General features: G+C 71.6%; 22 protein-coding genes and 1 pseudogene. 14 read left to right on the top strand and 9 right to left on the bottom strand.

What is annotated here, in order from left to right; translation table 11 throughout:
- Positions 1-44 precede the first annotated feature (44 nt).
- The 4 genes from QRX50_RS33235 to QRX50_RS33220 are packed head-to-tail and all read right to left on the bottom strand — an operon-like array spanning position 45 to position 3,162.
- On the bottom strand, positions 45-479 hold the full coding sequence (locus QRX50_RS33235; RefSeq protein ID WP_285967059.1) for a thioesterase family protein: 435 nt from the start codon (positions 477-479) through the stop codon (positions 45-47).
- On the bottom strand, positions 472-1,416 hold the full coding sequence (locus QRX50_RS33230) for a 3-hydroxyacyl-CoA dehydrogenase NAD-binding domain-containing protein (RefSeq protein ID WP_285967058.1): 945 nt from the start codon (positions 1,414-1,416) through the stop codon (positions 472-474). Before QRX50_RS33230 ends, QRX50_RS33235 begins: the two co-directional genes overlap by 8 nt.
- Positions 1,409-2,302 (bottom strand): beta-keto acid cleavage family enzyme, encoded by an 894-nt coding sequence (locus QRX50_RS33225; protein ID WP_285967057.1) that lies wholly within the window; start codon positions 2,300-2,302, stop codon positions 1,409-1,411. Before QRX50_RS33225 ends, QRX50_RS33230 begins: the two co-directional genes overlap by 8 nt.
- The gene (locus QRX50_RS33220) at positions 2,302-3,162 is read right to left on the bottom strand and encodes a TetR/AcrR family transcriptional regulator (protein WP_285967056.1); all 861 of its coding nucleotides are present in this window, start codon (positions 3,160-3,162) and stop codon (positions 2,302-2,304) included. Before QRX50_RS33220 ends, QRX50_RS33225 begins: the two co-directional genes overlap by 1 nt.
- Before the next feature lie 205 nt (positions 3,163-3,367).
- Between QRX50_RS33220 and QRX50_RS33215 the strand changes: the two genes are divergently transcribed.
- From QRX50_RS33215 to QRX50_RS33185, 7 genes and pseudogenes are all read left to right on the top strand, one after another.
- Entirely contained in the window at positions 3,368-3,979 is a 612-nt protein-coding gene (locus tag QRX50_RS33215) for an enoyl-CoA hydratase-related protein (RefSeq protein WP_285967055.1), read from the top strand.
- Between the two features lie 14 nt (positions 3,980-3,993).
- Positions 3,994-4,350 (top strand): GntR family transcriptional regulator, encoded by a 357-nt coding sequence (locus QRX50_RS33210; RefSeq protein ID WP_285967054.1) that lies wholly within the window; start codon positions 3,994-3,996, stop codon positions 4,348-4,350.
- 79 nt (positions 4,351-4,429) lie between these two features.
- Positions 4,430-4,666, top strand: a complete 237-nt coding sequence (locus QRX50_RS33205) for an FCD domain-containing protein (protein WP_285967053.1) — start codon at positions 4,430-4,432, stop codon at positions 4,664-4,666.
- A 49-nt stretch (positions 4,667-4,715) separates the two neighbouring features.
- Positions 4,716-6,038 carry a M20/M25/M40 family metallo-hydrolase gene (locus QRX50_RS33200; protein ID WP_285967052.1) on the top strand — a complete coding sequence of 441 codons (1,323 nt, stop codon included), beginning with the start codon at positions 4,716-4,718 and terminating at the stop codon, positions 6,036-6,038.
- Between the two features lie 18 nt (positions 6,039-6,056).
- Positions 6,057-6,951 (top strand): annotated as a pseudogene (locus tag QRX50_RS33195) (alpha/beta fold hydrolase).
- A 31-nt stretch (positions 6,952-6,982) separates the two neighbouring features.
- Positions 6,983-7,573, top strand: coding sequence for an ArsR/SmtB family transcription factor (locus tag QRX50_RS33190; protein ID WP_285967051.1), 591 nt, complete (start codon positions 6,983-6,985; stop codon positions 7,571-7,573).
- Position 7,574: 1 nt separating this feature from the next.
- Entirely contained in the window at positions 7,575-8,321 is a 747-nt protein-coding gene (locus tag QRX50_RS33185) for an SRPBCC family protein (RefSeq protein ID WP_285967050.1), read from the top strand.
- Positions 8,322-8,701: 380 nt separating this feature from the next.
- Here the strand turns inward: QRX50_RS33185 and QRX50_RS33180 are convergent, their stop codons facing one another.
- The 3 genes from QRX50_RS33180 to QRX50_RS33170 all read right to left on the bottom strand — a co-directional run bounded on the left by QRX50_RS33180 (position 8,702) and on the right by QRX50_RS33170 (position 11,006).
- Complete coding sequence (locus QRX50_RS33180) at positions 8,702-8,926, bottom strand: DUF5703 family protein (RefSeq protein WP_285967049.1); 225 nt, start codon at positions 8,924-8,926, stop codon at positions 8,702-8,704.
- Positions 8,923-9,939: a YncE family protein gene (locus QRX50_RS33175; RefSeq protein WP_285967048.1), complete on the bottom strand. Its 1,017-nt coding sequence runs from the start codon at positions 9,937-9,939 to the stop codon at positions 8,923-8,925. Before QRX50_RS33175 ends, QRX50_RS33180 begins: the two co-directional genes overlap by 4 nt.
- 98 nt (positions 9,940-10,037) lie before the next feature.
- Entirely contained in the window at positions 10,038-11,006 is a 969-nt protein-coding gene (locus tag QRX50_RS33170; RefSeq protein ID WP_285967047.1) for an aldo/keto reductase, read from the bottom strand.
- Positions 11,007-11,129: 123 nt separating this feature from the next.
- Between QRX50_RS33170 and QRX50_RS33165 the strand changes: the two genes are divergently transcribed.
- On the top strand, positions 11,130-12,173 hold the full coding sequence (locus QRX50_RS33165) for an LLM class F420-dependent oxidoreductase (protein ID WP_285967046.1): 1,044 nt from the start codon (positions 11,130-11,132) through the stop codon (positions 12,171-12,173).
- Positions 12,173-13,015: an undecaprenyl-diphosphate phosphatase gene (locus QRX50_RS33160; RefSeq protein WP_285967045.1), complete on the top strand. Its 843-nt coding sequence runs from the start codon at positions 12,173-12,175 to the stop codon at positions 13,013-13,015. Before QRX50_RS33165 ends, QRX50_RS33160 begins: the two co-directional genes overlap by 1 nt.
- Here QRX50_RS33160 and QRX50_RS33155 read toward each other — a convergent pair.
- A complete protein-coding gene (locus QRX50_RS33155; RefSeq protein ID WP_285967044.1) occupies positions 12,931-14,172 on the bottom strand; it encodes a glycosyltransferase family 4 protein in 1,242 nt (413 codons plus the stop codon). The genes QRX50_RS33160 and QRX50_RS33155 overlap by 85 nt on opposite strands.
- Positions 14,173-14,476: 304 nt before the next feature.
- Between QRX50_RS33155 and QRX50_RS33150 the strand changes: the two genes are divergently transcribed.
- Positions 14,477-15,187 carry a histidine phosphatase family protein gene (locus QRX50_RS33150; RefSeq protein ID WP_285967043.1) on the top strand — a complete coding sequence of 237 codons (711 nt, stop codon included), beginning with the start codon at positions 14,477-14,479 and terminating at the stop codon, positions 15,185-15,187.
- Between the two features lie 120 nt (positions 15,188-15,307).
- Complete coding sequence (locus tag QRX50_RS33145) at positions 15,308-17,359, top strand: M3 family metallopeptidase (protein ID WP_285974635.1); 2,052 nt, start codon at positions 15,308-15,310, stop codon at positions 17,357-17,359.
- 96 nt (positions 17,360-17,455) lie between these two features.
- Here QRX50_RS33145 and QRX50_RS33140 read toward each other — a convergent pair whose 3' ends face one another.
- Positions 17,456-17,980 carry a helix-turn-helix domain-containing protein gene (locus QRX50_RS33140; RefSeq protein ID WP_285967042.1) on the bottom strand — a complete coding sequence of 175 codons (525 nt, stop codon included), beginning with the start codon at positions 17,978-17,980 and terminating at the stop codon, positions 17,456-17,458.
- An 81-nt stretch (positions 17,981-18,061) separates the two neighbouring features.
- On the opposite strand from QRX50_RS33140, the gene QRX50_RS33135 reads away from it, so the two are divergent.
- From QRX50_RS33135 to QRX50_RS33125, 3 genes are all read left to right on the top strand, one after another.
- The gene (locus QRX50_RS33135) at positions 18,062-18,943 is read left to right on the top strand and encodes an alpha/beta fold hydrolase (protein WP_285967041.1); all 882 of its coding nucleotides are present in this window, start codon (positions 18,062-18,064) and stop codon (positions 18,941-18,943) included.
- A gap of 132 nt (positions 18,944-19,075) precedes the next feature.
- Positions 19,076-20,068 carry a zinc-binding dehydrogenase gene (locus QRX50_RS33130; protein ID WP_285967040.1) on the top strand — a complete coding sequence of 331 codons (993 nt, stop codon included), beginning with the start codon at positions 19,076-19,078 and terminating at the stop codon, positions 20,066-20,068.
- Between the two features lie 151 nt (positions 20,069-20,219).
- Positions 20,220-21,215 carry a sigma-70 family RNA polymerase sigma factor gene (locus QRX50_RS33125; protein ID WP_285967039.1) on the top strand — a complete coding sequence of 332 codons (996 nt, stop codon included), beginning with the start codon at positions 20,220-20,222 and terminating at the stop codon, positions 21,213-21,215.
- Positions 21,216-21,267 lie beyond the last annotated feature (52 nt).

The raw sequence follows: 21,267 nt of genomic DNA, 5'->3' as shown, positions 1-21,267 counted from the left end.
TGTCTTCCGGTGGGAGGCTGGCCGGGTGGGGGTTCGGCAGAGCGTCAGGCGATGGCCCGCCCGGCGTGGTCGGGCAGCGGCGCGAGGTGGGCGCCGAGCCGCTCGACGACGGCTTCGGGGAACGGCGAGGCCCTGCCCTCGGCGACGTGCAGGCACAGCAGTTCCTCCGTCGCCACGAGCTCACCGCCCACGTGCAGCTCGTGCCACAGCCGCACCTTCTTCGCCCCGACGGCCAGCACGGAGGTCGCCACGGCCAGCTCGGCGTCGGGCCCTACCTCACGCAGGTACCGCACGTGCGCCTCAACGGTGTACAGCGAAGCCCCGGTGCTCTCGCGGTAGGCGGGATCGAGGCCGACGGCGTCCATCAACGCCGTGGTGGCGTCTCCGAACACCAGCACGTAATAGGGCTCGGAGAGGTGTCCGTTGTAGTCGATCCACTCGGGACGGACGCGGTCGTGGTGCACCAGGACCTCACCCACGGCGGGCCTCGCCGACGGCGCGCTGGATGGCGATGATCGCCCGGTCCCGCTCGGCCACGAGGTCGGCGATCGTGCGCGGCGCGGCCTCGTCCTCACAGCCGTCGACCACGGCGTCGCGCAGCTCGGTCGTGAGCTCCGGCGCCTCGAGCCGCGTCCACGGCGCCTTCAGCGACGGTCCGAAGTGGTCCAGCATGTGCGCCATGCCGCCTTCACCGCCCGCGAGGTGGAACGTGAGCATCGGCCCCTGCACCGGCCAGCGCAGGCCCGGTCCGTCGGTGATCGCGGTGTCGATCTGCTCCACCGTGGCTTCGCCGTTCGCGACCATGTGCAGCGCCTCGCGCCAGAGCGCCTCCTGTAGCCGGTTGGCGATGAACCCCGGCACCTCGCGGGCAGGCGTGATCACGGTCTTGCCGACGTGCCGGTAGAAGTCGCTCGCCCGCGCGACGGCCCACGGCGCGGTGAGCTTCCCGCCCACGACCTCGACCAGCGGGATGAGATACGGCGGGTTGAACGGGTGCCCGACCACGAGCCGTTCCGGCGTCTTCGCCGCGACCTGCATCTCGGTCATGCCGTAGCCCGAGGTGGACGACGCGATCACGACATCCACGGGGGTGACGGCGTCGACGTCGGCCAGCAGCTTCTGCTTGAGCGGCAGGTCTTCGGGAGCGCTTTCCTGGACGAACCCGGCACCCTCGACCGCCTCCGCGAGCGTGGCGGTGACCGTGAGGGCGTCGCGGCTCGCGCCGTCGGCCAGGCCCAGCGAAGTGAGGGCGGGCCAGGCCGCGTCGACGAGCCGGTCCAGCTTCGCCGCCGCGTCGGGCGCGGGGTCCCAGGCGCGGACGCGGTAGCCGCGGGCGAGGAAGTGCGCCACCCAGCCGCCGCCGATCACGCCCGCGCCGACGCACGCGACGGTGTCCACAGTGGATACGTCAGGCACGGACACGCTCCTTGAGGCCGAGGATCTCGCGGGCCCGGTCGGGGGTGGCGATGCCGGCGCCGAGGTTCTCGACGATCTGCACGGCGCGCTCCACCAGCTGCCCGTTGGTCGCCTTCACCCCGCGGGCGAGGTAGAGGTTGTCTTCGAGCCCGACGCGCACGTGCCCGCCGAGCAGCACCGACTGCGCCACCCACGGCATCTGGTCGCGCCCGATCGCGAACGACGCCCACTGCGCGCCCTCGGGCAGCAGCTTCACCATCGCCTGCAGCAGCCCGGGGTCAGCGGGCGCGCCGTACGGGATGCCCATGCACAGCTGGAACAGTGGCGGCGCGTCGATCAGGCCTTCCTCGACCATCTTCGAGGCGAACCACAGGTGCCCGGTGTCGAAGATCTCCAGCTCCGGCTTCACGCCGAGCTCCTGGATGCGTTTCGCCCCGGTGCGAAGCATGTCCGGAGTGGACACGTAGAGCTGGCTGCCTTCGCCGAAGTTGAGCGAACCGCAGTCGAGCGTGCAGATGTCGGGCAGCAGCTCCTCGACGTGCGGCAGGCGGTCGAGGGCGTTGACCAGATCCGTGCCGTCGACCGGCTTGAGCGGATCCTCCTCGTCGAGCACGAGGTCGCCGCCCATCCCGGCGGTCAGGTTCACGACCACGTCCACTCCGGACTCCCGGATCAGCCGCACGGCGTCGGCGTACAGCGCCACTTCGCGCGACGGAGCCCCGGTCCCGGGCTCGCGGACGTGGATGTGGACGACGGCCGCGCCGGCTTCCGCCGCTTCGATCGCGCTCGTGGCGATCTGCGCCGGCGTGACCGGCACGTGGGGACTCCGGCCGACGGTGTCGCCCGCGCCGGTGAGGGCGCAGGTCACGATGACCTCGTGGTTCATCAGGCTCCCTTGACGATCGACCGTTCGATGAAGTCGTGCAGGTGCGCGCGCATGGTGGCCACGGTGCTGCCGGGCTTGCGGGTCAGCACCTGGATGCCGAGGCCGTCGATCAGCGCCGTGAGCTGCTCGGTGGCGGCCTCCGGATCGGCCACGCGGAACGCGTGCTGCTCCTGGCCGGTGCGGATGGTCATGAGGATCGTCCGGTGCCAGCGGTCGTAGGAATCGGTGTAGAGCGACCGCAGCTCCGGGGCGAGGGACACCTCGTTCCACACCTGAAGCCAGACCGACCACTCGGCGCGCAGCACGCCGTCGGCCGGGAGTTGCAGTTCGACCAGCCTGAGCAGCCGGTCGTGGGCGTCGTCGACGGCGTGCAGCTCCGCGACCTGGCGGTCGAAGGCGAGCTTCACGTTGCGCCGCAACGCTTCGTTGAGCACTTCCGCCTTGCTGGGGAAGTGGTAGTGGATGGTGGCGGTGCTCGTGCCGCACGCCTCCGCGATATCGGAGATGCGTACGCGGTGGTAGCCGCGCTCGGCGATGAGCAGCCACGCCGTCTCGAGGATCCGCCGTCGCGGCTCGGACTGCGTGTGGTGCGCGGGATCGCTCTCCGGACGCGCGGCGAGCGCGGGGACCGCCGTCACGGTCTTCGCGTCGTCGCTGCCGTTGAGCAGCCAGTTGACCGTGACGCCGCAGTACTCGGCGACCCGGACCAGCTCGTGCGGCGAGAACCGTCGGGTGCCGGTCAGCGCCTTGGACAACTTCGTCTCGTCGAGCCCGATGGCGGCGGCGAACTCCCGCTGGGCTCCCGGCATGGACCGGATCAGCTCCCGGACCCTGGTCCGCAGCTCCTCCGCCTCGTCCATGCCGGAAGACCGTAACCCCGCGTTGCGATTATCGCAATACTCACGCCACCTGCGGCGTAACGTTTGCTGGATTTCGTTGGTGTGGAACGGAATTGCGATCGTGGCTTGACTGCCGGGTCAGTCGGGCCCCCGGTTTGACCGCCGTCGGCGAGGCGGCTAACGTCCGGAGCGCCGGGCCGAATCCCTCCGCACCACCGGGAAAACCATGACCACCGCGCCACCGGGTGCTGTCCGCACCGAGGTAGTCGACGGCGTTCTTGTGGCGACGATCGACTGGCCTGGCGACAATGCCATCGACTCCCGCGTCAGCTTCGAGCTCTACGCCGCCTGGGCGCGGTTGCGCGACGACCCCGCGGTGCACGCCGGCGTGGTCACGGGTGCGGGCAGCGAGTACTTCTCGGCCGGCTGGGACCTCGCACCCGGAGCCGGTGGACTGGCCGGCGTCGCGGACTTCTTCCGCATCGGCAAGCCGCTGATCGCCGCGGTGAACGGCGTCGCCCGCGGCGGCGGCTTCGAGCTGGCGCTGATGACGGATTTGATCGTGGCGGCCCGGCACGCGGAGTTCGTGGTGCCCGGCCCGCTCGGCACGGCGCTCCCGGCGCGACTGTCCGAAGAGGCCGTTGCCGAACTTCGCCGCGGCGACGGGAAACTCACGGCCGCCGCGGCGGCGAAGTGGGGGGTGGTCCACCGGGTCGTACCGGCGGGCACCGAGCTCGCCGTCGCGCTGGAGCTCGCGCGATGGCTGGCGAGCACACCGGGCGCGGCCGCGGCCGTGAAGGAGATCGGCCTCGGCGCACACCGCGCGAACGACGAATAGCTCGGCTCAGACGTATGATCACCACCGCACCGCGGCCGGTCCCGGTCGACGGCGGCGGACCGGCTCGGGATCGGGTGTACGCCTGGCTGCGCGACGGGATCATCTCGGGCGAGCCGGAAGGCGGGCGGTTCCTCGACGAGCTGTGGGTCTCCGGGGTGGTCGGCGTGTCGCGGACGCCGGTACGCGAAGCGTTCCACCGGCTCGAGGCCGAGAGCTTCATCAGCCTGCTGCCGCGCAAGGGCGCACAGGTCCGCACGGTCACGGCGCGCGAGCTCGAAGAGGTTTACCAGAACCGCCGGCTCAACGAGGCCACGCGATCAGCGAGGTCTGCGCCGCGGGTGCCGGTGCCCCCGCCGAGATGGCCGGCCTGATCGAGGACTTGGACCGCGCGGGCGCGGAACGCGACTGGTTCGCCGCGTCCGGGCTCGACCGCCGGTCCACCGCGCGATCGTGAACGCCGCCGGCAACGCCGTGCTCACATGGCTGTACGACACACTCCGTTCGCGCCAGCAGCGCGTCGCCGTCCGGGCGCTGGAAGTGCGGCCGGAGCGGCTGTTGATCATCGACGCGGAGCACCGCCAGCTTGTGGCCGCCCTCGACGCGGGTGACGTGGAAACGGCGTTGCGGATCCTGAACCAGCACCTGCGGCCGGTTTCCGAGGTGGTCTCGCCTCTTGACCGGACCTGAACGGGCGTGAGCGGCGCGCCCCGGCGGGTGCGAATGATAGGAAGGTCGGGTGACCGAACCGAACTCGATCGACGCCGCCGCTGACGAGGCCGTCACGCTCACCAGCGACCTCATCCGCATCGACACCACCAACACCGGAGACCCCGACACCCTGATCGGCGAACGCGCCGCCGCCGAGTACGTCGCGGAGCAGCTCACCGACGCCGGCTACGAGATCACCTACGTCGAGTCCGGTGGTGAGGACCGCCACAACGTCATCGTCCGGCTGGCCGGCGCCGACCCGTCGCGCGGGGGCCTGCTGATCCACGGGCACCTCGACGTCGTGCCCGCCGACCCGGCCGAGTGGTCAGTGCACCCGTTCTCCGGCGCCGTGCAGGACGGCTACGTCTGGGGCCGCGGCGCGGTGGACATGAAGGGCATGGTCGGCATGACGCTGGCCCTGGCCCGCCACTACAAGATCCACGGCATCGTGCCCCCGCGCGACATCGTGTTCGCCTTCCTCGCCGACGAGGAGGCCGGTGGCAAGTACGGCGCGCAGTGGCTGGTGGAGAACCGGCCCGAGCTGTTCGAGGGCGTCACCGAAGCGATCAGCGAGGTCGGTGGGTTCTCGATCACGCTGAAGGACGACGTGCGCGCGTACGTGATCGAGACGGCCGAGAAGGGCATCCGCTGGATGAAGCTGCGCGTGCGCGGCACGGCGGGCCACGGCTCGATGATCCACCGCGACAACGCGGTCACCAAGCTCGCCGAGGCCGTCGCGAAGCTCGGCAACCACCGGTTTCCGCTGGTGCTCACCGACTCCGTGCGCGAGTTCCTCGCCGGCGTCACCGAGATCACCGGCTGGGACTTCCCCGAGGACGACCTCGAGGGTTCGGTCGCCAAGCTGGGCAACATCTCCCGCATGATCGGCGCGACGCTGCGCGACACCGCGAACCCGACGATGCTCACCGCCGGCTACAAGTCGAACGTGATCCCGTCGGTCGCCGAGGCCGCGGTCGACTGCCGCATCCTGCCCGGGCGCATCGAGGCGTTCGACCGTGAGCTCGACGAGCTGCTCGGCCCGGACATCGAGAAGGAGTGGATGGAGCTCCCGCCGGTGGAGACCACGTTCGACGGCGCGCTCGTCGACGCGATGACCGCCGCGGTGCTCGCCGAGGACCCAGGCGCGCGCACGCTGCCGTACATGCTTTCCGGCGGCACCGACGCGAAGTCGTTCCAGCAGCTCGGGATTCGCAACTTCGGGTTCGCGCCGCTGAAGCTGCCGGCGGACCTCGACTTCTCCGCGCTCTTCCACGGCGTGGACGAGCGCGTGCCGGTGGACGCGCTGAAGTTCGGCACGCGCGTGCTGGACCGGTTCGTGCGTTCGTCCTGAGCGCCGGAAACGACCGCGTTGCCCGCGTTCACGCTCGCCGACGGGACACCCCTGCACCTGGTGCGCTGGGGTGACCCGTCGGCCGGTGTGACCGTGGTGCTGCTGCACGGTTACGCGCTCGACCGGAGCAGCTGGGGCCGGATCGCGCCGCTGCTGCCGGAGGCGGTGGACGAGCCGCTGTCGGTCGTCGGCTACGACCACCGCGGCCACGGCAAGTCCGGCCGCACCGGTCGCGGCACCGCGACCATGGCTCAGCTGGGCGACGACCTGGCCGAAAGTCTTGGCACGCGCGGTGCCCGAGGGTCGCGTGGTGCTGGTGGGCCACGACATGGGCGGGCTCGCGATCATGTCGCTCACGCAACGCCATCCCGAGCTGTTCGCCGCGCGCGTGGCCGGGCTGGTGCTGCTCGCGACGTCGTCCGGGCGGCTCGCCACGGAGGCTTCGGCGGCGTGGCCGGGCGCGCTCGGGATGCTGGCGCAGGACCTGGAACTGGTGCTGGGCGCCAAGTTCCTCGGGCTGGTGCGTGAGCACACGAGCCGCGCGGTGAGCGCGGGCCTGCGCTGGTGGCTCTTCGGCGACGACCCGGATCCGGAGCTCGTGGAGCTGACCGTGACGATGATCCGGCGCAACTGGCCGCACACCGTCGCGGTGTTCCGCCCGGCCCTCGACGCGTACGCGCGCGAAGCGGCCCTGGCGCGCGTGGGTTCCTTGCCCGTCACTGCGATCGTGGGGGAGCGGGACCGGATAGTGGCGGCCGCGGACGTCGAGCACCTCGTCGGCGGTCTCGAACACGGCACGGCCGTGGTGCTGCCGGGTGTCGGGCACGTCGTGCCGTTGGAGGCCGCCGCCCAGGTGCTGCCGCGGATCGTGGCGCAGGTGCGCGAGGTGTACCGACAATATCGTGATTCTTGACAACTTCATTTTTCGGAAGCACGATGGGCGCATGTTTCCCGTTGCGGTGATCGAGGACGCGGCCGCGGCCGAGGTGTCACTCGACCCGGTCCGCGCCCGGCTGCTGGCCGAGCTGGCGGAGCCGGCGTCGGCGACCATGCTCGCGGCCCGCGTCGACCTGCCCCGCCAGAAGGTCAACTACCACCTGCGCGCGCTGGAGAAGCACGGGCTGGTGGAGCTGGTGGAAGAGCGGCGCAAGGGCAACGTCACCGAGCGCATGATGCGCGCGACCGCGGCGTCCTACGTCATCTCGCCGTCGGCGCTGGCGGCGGTGCAGCCGGACCCGGCGCAGTCGCCCGACCGGCTGTCGGCGCGCTGGCTGCTCGCCGTGGCGGGCCGGCTGGTGCGCGACGTCGGGATCCTGATCACGGGTGCCGCCAAGGCGCGCAAGCGCGTCGCGACGTTCGCGCTCGACGGCGAGGTGCGCTTCGCCTCGGCGGCGGACCGGGCCGCGTTCGCCGAGGAACTCGCGGTGGCCGTGACGACCCTGGTGGGGAAGTACCACGACGAGGGAGCGGAGAACGGGCGCGCGCACCGCGTGGTCGTGGCCGTGCACCCCAGCGTGCCGGACGAGGAGGCCTGAGGTGGCGGAGTTCACCGGGAAAGAGTTCGAGCTCTCGGAGTCGGCCGAGGTGGCCGCCACCCCGGAACAGATCTGGGCGGCGATCGCGAGCGGACCCGGAATCGACTCGTGGTACATGGGCCGCAACGAGGTCGCAGGTGGCCTCGGCGGTGTCGTGCGCGGTTCGTTCGCGGATTACGAGCCGGAGCTGGCGATCACCGCGTGGGATCCGCTGGAGCGGCTCGGGTACGGCACGGAGACCGAGCCCGACGGGCGGCGGGTCGCTTACGAGTTCCTGATCGAGGGCCGCGACGGCGGCAGCTCGGTGCTCCGCGCCGTCACCAGCGGGTTCCTGCCCGGCGACGACTGGGCGGACGAGTTCGAGGCGATGGCCGCCGGCGGCGCGCTGTTCTTCCGCAACCTCGCCGAGTACGTCACGTACTTCGCCGGCCGCACGGCTACGCCGGTCACGGTTTTCGGCCCGCCGGTGTCCGACTGGGACCGGCTGTGGGCGGCGCTCGGCGCCGAGCTGGGGCTGCCGGGCCGGCCCGGGGAGGGCGACCGCGTGCGCGTCGAGCTGGCGGGCCGGGCCGTCGAAGGCGTCGTGTACGCCGTGAACCCGAAGACGGTGGGCGTACGCACGTCCGACGCGCTGTACTGCTTCCTGCAGGGCTTCCGCGGCCCGCTCATCGCCTGCCACCACGTGTTCTCGACCGAGGCCGGCGACGAGCGGAGCTGGCAGGAGTGGCTCGGGCGGCTCACCGCCTGAGCCGGGCCCCGGGTTCGCCAGTCGGTCGGTAGCTCCGTGACCAAGGTGATTCGCGGTGGTGTTCGACATCGGTGACGTGCTGGAGATCGCGCCGGACCTCGGTGTCGACCGGCGGTGGGAGGCTGGGCTCGGTCTCGCGGAGGACGCCCGCAGGCTGCGGCCGCGCTGTCGAACCGGCATCGTGAGCAACAGCTTCGTCGGTGCCAGGGAACGAGAACTGCTGGCGTCCGAGGTCGCCTGTACCGGCGCGGGCCACCGTGTCGGCCACGGATTCACGGGTCCGCGCGATGCCATCCGTGGAGTTGCCGGAATTGGTGGCGGCAAGATCCCGGCAGCCCACGCACGCCGCACTCAGCCGAACCCGGGCCAGTCCGGCTGCTTTACGTGGCGAGCCCGGGCAGGCGGTCGGCGGCGGTGCGCTTGCGCCGCAACCAGACCCGCCGGGTGCCGTCGGCGTAGAGCCGCACTGTGCGCAGCTCCCAGCCGGCGAACTCGGCGTGGATCGAGAGCTGGATCGCCGCCGCGCGCCGGGACACACCCGGGGGCAGGCGCAGGCGGCGGTACTCCCAATCCCCTTCGACCACCGCCTCGTCGACCGTCGTCATGGCTGGATCACCTGGGTCCCTTCTCCTGCGGCCGAGCCGACGAGCACTCGGCCGCTCCGGTCGTCGACGCTCACCGAGTTCGGCTGGCGCACGGTCGGGAATCGGTACTTCTCGGTGGGCTCGCCGCCACGGACGTCAAAGCCCACCACTTGGTTCTGCCCGGTCAGGGTGACCCAGGCCAGGTTGCGCTGGTGGTCGTAGGCGATGCCGTAGATCCCGCCCGGCACCGGGTAGCGCTGCCGCAGGATCAGCGGGCCGACGGAAAACGCGAGCAGCGCGCCCGCGCGGGCGTCGGTGACCAGCACGCGCCCGTAGGAGTCGCTGGTGGCGTTGGCGGCGCCGTCGCCGGCGCGCAGGCCCTCGCCCATCGTCCCCGCGTTCACGTCGACGCTGAACACCGCGGTGCGCAGGCGGTCGAGCACGACCACGCCCTGCCCGGTGTCCACGACGTCGTCGGCACTGTAGAGCTGGCCGGTGATGGTCTTGGTGACCGCGCCGTGGGCCAGGACCTCCACGGCCTTTCGGTCGCGCACGGCCACGATCGTGTCGGGCCCGTCGGCCACACCGGCGGTCGGCTGTCCCGCCACCGGTTGCGTGGTCAGCTGCCCGCCGGGCAGCGCGATCTTGGCGAGCTCGCCCTTGGTCGGGATGCTCGCGATCGCCTGGCCGCCGGAGGTCGTCAGCGATTCGGCCGGCGCGGGCAGGGGGACGGTGGCCCGGGGGGTGCTCAGCGAGTCGAGGTCGTAGACGAGAATCGACGGCGGCTGCGTGACCGCGACCGCCAGGGTGCGGGTCTTCTCGTCGGTCGCCATCGCCGACACGGCGGGCGTCGCGAGCACCTGGCCGGAGGGCTTGGTCGTGACGGCGGGGGAGACCGCCGGCTTCACGGCCACCGGGTTCGCCACCACCTGCAGGGAGTCGGTGTTGTCCTGGCCCGACGCCGAGCAGGCCGAGAGCGCGAGGGCACCGACCAGCGGAATCGCGATCCGCGACGCGGCGGTGAGCCGACGCACCTTGAAGCCTCCAGTTGTCCCTCGGCGAGGTGTCCTCACCAGCATCCCCCACGATTCCCGTGCCGTCACGTGTGCGTCATCCAACAGACACCTGCGTCTCATTTCGGTCCCCGCTCGGGGTAGCCCACCTCAACGCAGCTCACGTCGTCGAGCGCGCTGCGGATCGCGGGCGGGAGCGTGAGCTCCTCCGCCGCCAGCGAACCCGTCAGCTGGCCGGTGTCGCGGGCGCCGACGACCGGCGCCACCACCCCCGGCCGGTCGCGCACCCAGGCCAGCGCGACGACCAGCGGCGAGGTGCCGAGCCCGTCGGCGGCCGTGGCCACGGCCTGCACGATCCGCGCCGCGCGGTCCGTGCGGTGGTGCTCCACGTACCCGGCGAACTCGCTGGACGCGCCACGCGAGTCGGCCGGCGTGCCGGTGCGGTACTTACCGGTCAGCACGCCGCGGCCCAGCGGCGCCCAGGGCAGCAGCCCGACGCCGTGGTGCAGCGCGGCCGGCGCGGCTTCGCGGTCGACCCCGCGCTCCAGCAGCGAGTATTCGTACTGGCAGGACACGATCGGCGCCACCGCGCTCGCGTGCGAGGCAGCCGTGGCGAGCTGCCAGCCCGCGTAGTTGGAGACGCCGACGTAGCGGACCTTCCCGCTGGTCACCGCGTACTCCAGGGCCGAGAGGGTCTCCTCGATCGGCACACCCGCGTCCCACGCGTGCAGCTGCCACAGGTCGAGGTGGTCGGTGCCGAGCCGGCGCAGCGAGCCGTCGAGCGCGCTCAGCAGCGCGCCCCGGGAAGCCCCACCGCCGAAGGGGCCTTCGGTGCGCCGCGCGACGGCCTTCGTGGCCACCACCACGTCGTCGCGGGGCACGAGGTCGCCCAGCAGGCTCCCGAGCACTCGTTCGGCCTCGCCCTCGGCGTAGATGTCCGCGGTGTCCACGAGGGTGCCGCCGGCGTCGACGAACGCGACGAGCTGGCTGGCCGCCTCCTCGGCGTCGGTGTCGCCGCCCCACGTCATCGTGCCGAGCGCCAGGCGCGAGACCCGCAGTCCCGACCGGCCGAGCTGTCGCTTTTCCACGACCACCGAGCCTAGCCGTCGGCCCGGCCCGAACTTGACCAAGGTGACGCCGTGTCGCGGCCGGCCACCCTGTCGGTGCACCCAGGGCACGGCGCGAGTCGTGCTCTCGGTACGTTTCCGGCCGTGCGAATGGGACTCAACCTCGGTTACTGGGGCACCGGGGACAACTCCGCGAACCTGGCCCTGGCCGGGAAAGCGGACGAACTCGGGTACTCGGTGGTGTGGGCGGCCGAGGCCTACGGCTCCGACGCCGTGACGATGCTCACCTGGATCGCCGCGCGGACTGCGCGGATCGACGTCGGCAGTGCCGTGCTGCAGATCCCGGCGCGGACGCCGGCGATGACGGGCATGACCGCCGCCACGCTCGACACGCTCTCGGGAGGGCGCTTCCGGCTCGGCCTGGGTGTCTCGGGCCCGCAGGTGTCGGAGGGCTGGCACGGCGTGCGGTTCGCCGACCCGGTGGGCCGCACCCGCGAGTACGTCGAGATCGTCCGGGCCGTGCAGTCGCGGCGCCGCGTGCGGTTCAGCGGCGAGCACTTCGAGCTGCCGCTGCCCGACGGGCCCGGGCTCGCGCTGGGCCTGACCTTCCGGCCCGAGCGCAAGCAGGTGCCGGTGTACCTCGCCGCGATCGGGCCGAAGAACCTCGAGCTCACCGGTGAGATGGCCGACGGCTGGCTGCCGGTGTTCTTCTCGCCCGAGCACGCCGGCGAGCAGCTGTCGCACATCCGCGCCGGCGCCGAAGCGGCCGGGCGTTCACTCGACGGGTTCGACATCGCCCCGTCGGTGCCGCTCGTGGTCGGCGACGACTGGCGCGAGTGCGCCGACGCCGTGCGCGCCCACGCCGCCCTCTACGTGGGCGGGATGGGCAGCCGGAAGCAGAACTTCTACAACCGCCTCGCCGTGCGGATGGGGTTCGAGGCGGAGGCGGCCGAGGTTCAGGAGCGCTACCTCGCCCGCGACTACGAGGGGGCTCAGGCGGCCGTGCCGCTGGAGTTCCTCGACGCGACGTCGCTGCTCGGCCCGCGGGAGCGGATCGCCGAGCGCATGGCGGAGTTCGCGAAGGCGGGCGTGACTACGTTGTCCGTGACTCCGTACGGGGAGTCTGCGGGATTCGAGGCGGCCCTGCGGACCGCCGTGGAAGCGATCGAGCTGGCGGGAGTGGCCTGATGGGGTGGTTCGAAGCACTGGTGCTGGGGCTGGTGCAGGGGCTCACGGAGTTCCTGCCCATCTCCTCCAGCGCGCACCTGCGGATCGTGGCCGCGCTCGTCGGCTGGGACGACCCGGGCGCGGCGTTCACGGCCGTGACGCAGATCGGCACCGAGCTCGCGGTGATCCTGTACTTCGGGAAGAAGATCGGCCGCATCCTGCAGGCCTGGTTCTTCTCGCTCTACCGCCGCAGCTGGCGCCAGGACCCCGACGCGCGGCTCGGCTGGCTGATCATCGTCGGCTCGATCCCCATCGTCGTGCTCGGCCTCCTGCTGCAGGACCAGATCGACGAGGCCTTCCGCGACCTGCGGATCACCGCGTCGACGCTGATCGTGTTCGGCGTGATCCTGCTCATCGCCGACCGCGTGGGCTCGCAGCGGCGCTCGCTCGACCACCTCACCGTGCCGCACGGCCTCGGCTTCGGCTTCGCGCAAGCCCTGGCCCTGATCCCGGGCGTCTCGCGCTCCGGCGGCACTACCAGCGCCGGCCTGCTCATGGGCTACACCCGCGCCGACGCCGCGGAGTACTCGTTCCTGCTGGCGCTGCCGGCCGTGTTCGGCTCGGGCCTGTACAAGCTCACCGACATCGGCAAGAACGGCGAGACCGCCCAGTGGGGGCCCACGATCCTGGCCACGCTGGTGGCCTTCGGCGTCGGGTACGTGGTGATCGCGTGGCTGATGTCCTACATCAAGCGCAAGAGCTTCGTGCCGTTCGTGATCTACCGGATCGTGCTCGGCCTGCTGCTGTTCGGGCTGATCATCGGCGGAGTGCTCGACCCGAACGCCGGACCTGTGGCGAGCTGAGCGCGTTCGTCGAGGACCTGGCGGTAGTGGCTGATCAGGCAGTCGCCGGCGGCTTCCCAGGTGTGGCGGAGCGCGAAGGCCCGCGCGGCAGCGCCGAAGGCGGCGCGTTGCGCGGGCGACTCGACGAGGTGGCGGACGGCGTCGCGCAGCGCGGTCTCGTCGAGCGGGGGCACGAGGAAACCTGTTCGCCCGTGCTCGACGAGGTCGAGCGGGCCGCCGGCCGCGGGCGCGACCACCGGAAGACCGCTGGCCATCGCCTCCTGGACGGTGAGGCCGAAGGTCTCGAAGGGCCCGGTGTGCGCGAAGACGTCGAGTGACGCGTAGATGCGTGCGAGCTCGTCGCCGACGCGCATGCCCAGGAACGTCGCGTCGGGCAGCGCCGCCCTGAGCCGGGGGCCGTTCGGGCCGTCGCCGACGACGACCACCCGCACCCCCGGCAGGCCGCAGACGCCGCGCAGCAGCTCGACGTGCTTGTCCGGCGCCAGGCGGCCGACGTACCCGACGAGGACCTCGCCGTTCGGCGCGAGCCGGCGGTGCAGCTCCGGATCCCGGTGCCGCGGGTCGAAGCGCACGGCGTCGACGCCGTGGGGGAGCAGGTGGATGCGCGGGATGCCCTGCTCCTCCAGCGCCAGCTTCGACGCGCTGGACGAGACGATCGTGCGGTCGGCCGGCCCGTGGATCCCGCGCAGCCGGCGCCACACGTACTTCGCGCCGCCCGGCACCCGGGGCGCGTAGGACCGGCAGTAGGCGGCGACGTCCGTCTCGTACACCGCCACGATCGGCACCCGCCGCTTCAGGGCCGCCCGCACGGCGTGCGCGCCGAGTAGCAACGGACTCGACAGGTGCACGACATCGGGCCGGTGCGCGGCGATGGCGCGGCCCACCACGCCGGTCGGCAGCGCCATGCGCACGTCGGGGTAACCCGGCCACGACAGTGCGGGTGCCCGCACCACCGGCGAGTCCCCGCTGTCGGCCACCGTGACCGTCCGCAGCGCGATCGGCGCGGTCGGCGCCACCACCAGCGGCGAATGCCCGCGGCGCGCAAGGTGCTCCGCGGCCCGCGACGCGGTGTGCGCGACCCCGTTGACCTGCGGCGGGTACGACTCGGTCACGACGAGGACCCGCAACGAAGATCCCGCGCTCTGCGTGGACGTCATTCGGCTGATCCAAACCGATGACACCCACCTCACACCCCCGGGAACGCCACCCAAACGGCAGGTTCCCAACAGGCAACACCCCGCCCCACCTCAAGGCGACCCCGCCCCATCCGGACCGCAGGTTCCCGACAGGCAACACCCTGACCCACCCCAAGGCGACCCCGCCGCGAGATCGCGCCGGCTTCCGGATGGGGCGGTGCGATCGGCCCCCGGCCGATCCGACCGCCCCATCCGGAAGCCGGCTCAAAGGCGATCTCGCACGCCCTGGCGGAGCCGGGGCCAAAAACACAGTTAGGGTGAACTGGTGAGTACGGTCATCTTGCTGCGGCACGGGAAGTCCACCGCGAACGGGTCCGGCGTCCTGGCGGGGCGCACGCCGAAGGTCGGTCTCGACGACACCGGCCGCACGCAGGCCGAGAAGCTGGTCGAGCGGCTGGGCGACGTGCCGGTCGCCGAGCTGGTGGTGTCGCCGATGTTGCGGTGCAAGCAGACGGTGACGCCGTTGGCGACCGCGCTGGGTCTGGACAAGACCGTGGAGCCGCGCCTGTCCGAAGTGGACTACGGCGAGTGGACCGGTCGCGAGCTGAAGACGCTGGTCAAGGAGCCGCTGTGGCGGGTGGTCCAGTCCCACCCGTCGGCGGCGGTGTTCCCCGGCGGTGAGGGCCTGGCCGCGATGCAGGCCCGCGCGGTGGCGGCGATCCGCGCCCACGATGCCCGCATCACGGCCGAGCACGGCGACCACGCCGTGTGGATCGCCTGCAGCCACGGCGACGTGATCAAGGCGGTGCTGGCCGACGCCCTTGGCCAGCACCTCGACGCGTTCCAGCGCATCGTGGTGGACCCGGCGTCGGTGTCGGTGGTCCGCTACACCGAGACCCGGCCGTTCGTGTTGCGGGTGAACGAGAACGGCGGCGACCTCAAGGGCATCGTGCCGCCGCCGCCGAAGAAGAAGACCGGCCGAGGCAAGAAGGCGGGGGACAGCGACGCCGTGGTCGGAGGCAGCACCGGGCGCTGAACCCGGCGCTCGTCCCAGCGGACACGCGGCGGGAGAAACCGGCTCGACCAGGGCCGCGAAACCCGTAGGGTGGGCGGGATCAGCGCGGGAAAGCACGTGAAGAACCAGGAGCACAACCCGATGATTTCGCCGGACAACCCGTTCGCCACCCCGAGTGAGCTGCCCTACGCCCTGCCGCCGTTCGACCGCATCAAGGTCGAGCACTACCGGCCCGCGTTCGAAGAGGGCCTGACCGCCCACGCCGCGGAGATCCACGACATCGCCGCGAACCCGGCGGAGCCCACGTTCGAGAACACGATCGTCGCGCTGGAGCGGGCGGGGGAGCTGCTGGAGCGGGCGTCCGGCACCTTCTTCAACATCTCCGGCTCCGACTCGACCGATGAGATCCAGGAGATCCAGGCCGAGCTGGCCCCGAAGCTGGCCGCACACTCCGACGCGATCCACCTGGACCCGCAGCTGTTCGCGCGGATCAACACGCTGTACGAGCGGCGCGAGAACCTTGGTCTCGACCCCGAGTCGCTGCGCCTGCTGGAGCGCCGCCACACCGACTTCAGCCGCGCCGGCGCCGGGCTGCCCGAGGCCGAGCAGGAGAAGCTGCGCAAGCTCAACGAGCAGCTCTCGACCCTGCAGACCAAGTTCCAGCAGAACCTGCTGCGTGACACCAACGAGCTCGCCGTGGTCCTCGACGACGTCGCCGACCTGGCCGGGCTCGACGAGGGCGCCATCGCCACCGCCGCCGAGGCGGCCGCTGCTCGCGGCGAAGCGGGCAAGTACGTCCTGAACCTCACGCTGCCGACCGCGCAGGCGGCCCTGGAGTCGCTGGAGAACCGCGCGGTGCGCGAGCGCGTCTTCACCGCCTCGGTCTCGCGGGGCAACCGCGGCAACGAGTACGACAACAACTCCGTCGCCGCCGAGATCGTCCGCCTGCGGGCCGAACGCGCGGCCCTGCTGGGCTACCCCGACCACGCGTCCTACGTGATCTCCGACGAGACGGCCAAGACCGCCGACGCGGCCTCGGGCCTGCTGGAGCGGCTGGCGCCGGTCGCCGTGGCCAACGCCCGCGTGGAGGCCGCCGAGCTGCAGCAGCACCTCGAGGCCGACGTCCCCGGCGCGACGCTGAAGCCGTGGGACTGGGCGTTCTACGCCGAGAAGGTGCGCCGCGAGCGCTACGAGGTGGACACAGCGGCGCTGCGCCCGTACTTCGAGCTCGACCGGGTGCTCACCGACGGCGTGTTCTTCGCCGCGAACCGCCTGTACGGCCTGACTTTCACCGAGCGCGACGACCTGCCGAAGTACCACCCGGAGGTGCGGACCTTCGAGGTCTTCGACGCCGACGGCAGCGGTATGGGCCTGTTCCTCGTGGACTACTACACGCGTGACGCCAAGCGCGGCGGCGCGTGGATGAACAACTTCGTGAGCCAGTCGGACCTGCTGGGGCGCAAGTCCGTGGTGGTCAACGTGCTCAACGTCGCGAAGCCGCCGGCGGGGGAGCCGACCCTGCTGACGCTCGACGAGGTCACCACCGTGTTCCACGAGTTCGGCCACGCGCTGCACGGGCTGCTCTCGGGCGTCGTGTACCCGACGTTCTCCGGCCCGAGCGTGCCGCGGGACTTCGTGGAGTACCCGTCGCAGGTCAACGAGATGTGGATGCTGTGGCCGGAGGTGCTGGCCAACTACGCCAAGCACCACGTGACGGGGGAGCCGCTGCCCGCCGAGCAGGTCGCCAAGCTGGAGGCCGCGCAGCAGTACGGCGAGGGCTTCAAGACGACGGAGTACCTGGCCGCGTCGCTGCTCGACCTCGCCTGGCACCGCCTCGGCGTGGACGACCGCGTCGACGACGTGCAGCGCTTCGAGGCCGACGCGCTGGAGAAGGCCGGTGTGGCGCTGGAAAGCGTTCCGCCGCGCTACCGCACCACGTACTTCAACCATGTCTTCGGCGGCGGTTACAGCGCGGGCTACTACTCCTACATCTGGAGCGAGGTCCTCGACGCCGACACCGTGCAGTGGTTCCGCGAGAACGGCGGCCTCGAGCGCGAGAACGGCGACCACTTCCGCTCGACGCTCCTGGGCCGCGGGGGGAGTGTGGACCCGATGGAGGCGTTCGCGAACTTCCGCGGTCGTGAGCCGGAGATCCAGCCGCTGCTGGAGCGCCGGGGTCTCGCGGGGGCCTGATCTTTTCGAGTGGGGCCGGCCGGGAACGGTCGGCCCCACTTCTGTCTCTTGTGGACTGTATAACGACCTATACGACCGGGCTTTGGTCGGTCGAAATCACTCGAGAGGAAACAAGACCGGGCTGATGAGGTGCTGGCGCCGACCGGGAGCGGGCTCGTTGCGCAGCCGGGGGATGAGTACTTCGCGCAGGTCGGTGATCAGGTCGGTGAGCTCCTCGTGGCTCAGCCACACCGAATGCTGGCGGTAGCCCACCAGGTCCTCGACCGGGTTCGCGCCGGCGCGGCCCAGGTACGCGGTGAACTCGGCGATCAACGTCGTCATCGCGGTCGCGAACACCTTGCGGTGATCGTCGAGCGTCGCCGACGCCGCCGTTTCCGCGTCGATCACCGCGCGATCACGCCGCAGCCGGTAGGTGCGCTCGACGGCGCCGCGGACGCGTTGTTCCTCGGCCACTTCGAGGATTCCGGCATCGGCGAGCAGGCCGACGTGGCGGTACAGGGTCGCCTTCGACACGTCGTGGATGCGCGCGGCCAGCTCGGTGGTGGTCAAGGGGCGCCCGGCGGAGAGGGCGTGCACCACGCGCAACCGCACCGGGTGCACCAGGAGTTCGAGATCGTCCACGCCGTTATGTTCGCACACCTGCTACCGTTCTCAATCGTGAGAACGGTGGGCCGCTGGGGGCCCATGACGGGAGGTTCGGCGATGAAGGGCGACGCGGCGCCACTGGGCGAGCACTACGAAGTGGCCGGGCGCCGGCTGCTGCTGCACCGCTCCGGCACCGGTGGCCCGGCGGTGGTGTTCCTGCCCGGTGCGGGCTTGATGGCGTACGACTTCCTGAACGTGCAGCAGCGCGTCGCGGAGTTCACCACGAGCGTGGTTTACGACCGGGCCGGCACGGGCTGGAGCGACGCGGTCGAGCTGCCGCGCACGCCGGACGAGGTGACGGACGAGTTGCGGGCACTACTGGCGGCCGCGGACGTGCCCGAACCGTACGTGCTGGCCGGGCATTCGCTCGGGGCACTCTATGCCCGCCGCTACGCGCAGCGCTTCCCCTCGCAGGTCGCCGGCCTGGTGTTCCTCGATCCGGGCCACGAGGACATCCTGGAGTTCCTGCCGAAGGAGGCCGCCGCGCTGAACGAGAGCCTCAAACCCGACCCGGCGGCGCTTCCCGAGCCGACTCCCGCGCAACTGGACGCTTCGCGCGACGCATTGCTGGGGTTGTATGCGAACTGGTCCGACGGTATCCGGGAAGCGTTGGTGGACAAGCACCTCACGGAGTGGCGCACGGCGGTCCTGGAGACGCGGAACTTCGAAACCGAGGTGTACGACCAGGTCCGCGCCGGAGGAGCGCTGCCGGATGTACCGCTCGTCGTGCTGAGCGCGCTCGGGACCAACCCGTACTGGGCGCAGTTCGCGTCGCCGGAGCTGATGGAGCAGATGCTCGCGGGGATCAAGGCCCTGCACGCGTCGATCGCCGCTTCGGTGCCACGAGGCGAGCACCGCGCCCTCGACGGTGCGGCCCACCAGACGATGCACCTGGAACACGAGGACGCGGTCGTGGAGGCCATCCGCTCAGTCTTCTGAGGACGATCCGCGCGCGCGGGCGCCCGGATCGCCGCCGATTCCTTTCGGCTCGGTGCGAGGTCTTCCTCTTCGACGGTGCGGCTCGCCCAGAGCCGGCCGCAGTTCGGCTAGCCGAGAAGAGAGCTGATCGCCGTGAGCCTTCCTGCCACCATGCGCGCCCTGGAACAGACCTCGCTCGAGGGGCCGCAAGACCTGCGGTTGGTCACCGACGCGCCGGTACCGGCTCCCGGCCGAGGTGAAGTGCTGATCAGGGTCCGGGTCGCCGGGGTCAACTTCGCCGACCTCTCGCAGTCCCGTGGAGTCTTCCGGGGCGGGCCGCAGCCGCCTTACCTGGCGGGTTTCGAGGCCGTGGGCGAGGTGGTCGCGCTGGGCGCGGAGATCAGCGGCCTGGGGCTGGGAAACGCGGTCGTCGGCGTCGGGTCCGGGGCGTTCGCCGAGTACGCGGTGCTGCCCGCGGCCGCGGCGATGCCGGTGCCGGGCGGCTGGACGGCCGAGCAGGCCCTGGGCCTGGTCGTGAACCGGCCGGCCGCGCTCGCGGCGCTCAAACCGCTGGGCCGGCTGACCTCGGGGGAGACGGTGGTGGTCCACGCCGCGGCGGGTGCGACCGGCCAGGCCGCGGTGCGGATGGCCAAGCACTACGGCGCGACGATCATCGCCGCGGCTTCCCCGGCCAAGCACGAGATCGTGCGAGCGCTCGGTGCCGATCACGTCCTGGACTCCCTGGACGCCGATCTCGCCGCCGAAGTCCGGCGGCTGACCGGTGGTGCGGGCGCCGATCTGGTGCTGGAGTCGGCCGGCGGAGCCGGCTTCGCGGCCGCGCTGGCCTCGGTCAAGCCGGTCACCGGCCGGGTCGTCGTCTACGGCTTGGCGGGTGGCGAAGCCGCGATCACCAACTGGGACCTGGTGTACCGCCACCAGGCGCACGTCATCGGCCTCAACCTCGGGGTGCTCAGCCAAGCGGCTCCCCGGATCTTCGGTGAGGTCATGGGTGAGCTGTCGGTCCTCGTCGCCGCCGGTGTCCTCCCGCCCGAGCACCCGGTCGGCTACGACTTGGCCGACGGCCCGCAAGCCCTGGCCGCACTGGAGTCGAGAGTGACCGTCGGCAAACTTGCCCTGCAGCCCTGACGCCGTGCTGACCTGCGGTTCGATTCCTTCGGGCCGCTCGCGGAGTCATAGTGGGCAACGTCCCGATCCGCGGGATCGGTCCCGACGAGGAGCAGGGCATGATCACCAGCCGATCAACGGTTCACCTCGCGCCGCGACCTGGACCCGCCGCGTGACGGCCCGGGTGCGGGAGCCGGGGGACCGGGACCGGTTCGCCGCCGAAACCGAGCCGTTCCGCCGGGAACTGCTGGCGCACTGCTACCGCATGGCCGGTTCGGCGCACGACGCCGAGGACCTGGTGCAGGAAACCTACCTGCGGGCCTGGCGGTCCTACGCCGGGTTCGAGGGCCGTGCGTCGATCCGGTCGTGGCTCTACAAGATCGCCACCAACGTCTGCCTGACCGCGCTGGAGCCGCGCAAGATCCGGATGCTGCCCTCGGGCCTGGGCGGTCCTCAGGACGGATCCGAACGCCCGCCTGACCCCGTCGCGCCGGGCGAGGTCTCGTGGCTGGAACCGTGGCCGGACCGGTGGGGGATCCCGGCCGACGACGATCCCGCCACGTCGGTGGTCGCCCGCGAATCGCTGCGCCTGGCGCTCATCGCGAGCCTGCAGCACCTACCCGCCCGCCAGCGCGCGATCCTCATCCTGCGTGAGGTGCTCGCGTTCTCCGCGGCCGAAACCGCGCAGCTGCTCGGCACCACCACGGCGGCGGTGAAGAGCGGACTGCAGCGGGCCCGTGCGCGGCTGGGTGAGCTGGAACCACGGCCGGAGCGGTTGCTCGAACCAGCCGACCCGCGAGCGCGGGCGCTGCTCGACGGCTACATCGCGGCCTTCGAACGCTCGGATGCCGGTCTCCTGGAGCAGGTGCTGCGCACGGACGCGACGCTGGAGGCGACCCCGTTCCGCGAGTGGCAGGCCGGCCTGGTGAACTGCTTGCGCATGCTCGCCACGGACGTGCTGGGCGGGCCGGGGGACTGGCGGATGCTCGCCACCACAGCGAACGGCCAGCCCGCCGCCGTCGAGTACCGCCGAGACGAAGCCGGCGAGTTCCGGGGGAGAGGCATCGTGGTGCTGGGCCCGACCGCGACAGGGCTCTCCCGAGTCGTGGCGTTCCACGACGAGGCTCTGGTCACGCTGTTCGGCTTTCCCGAATCACTCGCCGAGTGATCCTGCCGAGTCCGGTGTAGACGGTCGCTTCAGAAATGTATAACGCCCTATA

Source organism: Amycolatopsis sp. 2-15, from assembly GCF_030285625.1.
GTDB classification, from domain to species: Bacteria; Actinomycetota; Actinomycetes; order Mycobacteriales; family Pseudonocardiaceae; genus Amycolatopsis; species Amycolatopsis carbonis.
Note: the sequence above shows the minus strand (reverse complement) of the source record. Positions and strands in the feature narration are given on the sequence as shown.

Bases quoted from the DNA above. Each gene is read 5' to 3' on its own strand.
- QRX50_RS33160 (WP_285967045.1), top strand. From the start codon at position 12,173: ATGGGGTGGTTCGAAGCACTGGTGCTGGGGCTGGTGCAGGGGCTCACG.
- QRX50_RS33190 (WP_285967051.1), top strand. From the start codon at position 6,983: ATGTTTCCCGTTGCGGTGATCGAGGACGCGGCCGCGGCCGAGGTGTCA.
- QRX50_RS33210 (WP_285967054.1), top strand. From the start codon at position 3,994: ATGATCACCACCGCACCGCGGCCGGTCCCGGTCGACGGCGGCGGACCG.
- QRX50_RS33180 (WP_285967049.1), bottom strand. From the start codon at position 8,926: ATGACGACGGTCGACGAGGCGGTGGTCGAAGGGGATTGGGAGTACCGC.
- QRX50_RS33220 (WP_285967056.1), bottom strand. From the start codon at position 3,162: ATGGACGAGGCGGAGGAGCTGCGGACCAGGGTCCGGGAGCTGATCCGG.
- QRX50_RS33135 (WP_285967041.1), top strand. From the start codon at position 18,062: ATGAAGGGCGACGCGGCGCCACTGGGCGAGCACTACGAAGTGGCCGGG.
- QRX50_RS33155 (WP_285967044.1), bottom strand. From the start codon at position 14,172: ATGACGTCCACGCAGAGCGCGGGATCTTCGTTGCGGGTCCTCGTCGTG.
- QRX50_RS33225 (WP_285967057.1), bottom strand. From the start codon at position 2,302: ATGAACCACGAGGTCATCGTGACCTGCGCCCTCACCGGCGCGGGCGAC.
- QRX50_RS33215 (WP_285967055.1), top strand. From the start codon at position 3,368: ATGACCACCGCGCCACCGGGTGCTGTCCGCACCGAGGTAGTCGACGGC.
- QRX50_RS33145 (WP_285974635.1), top strand. From the start codon at position 15,308: ATGATTTCGCCGGACAACCCGTTCGCCACCCCGAGTGAGCTGCCCTAC.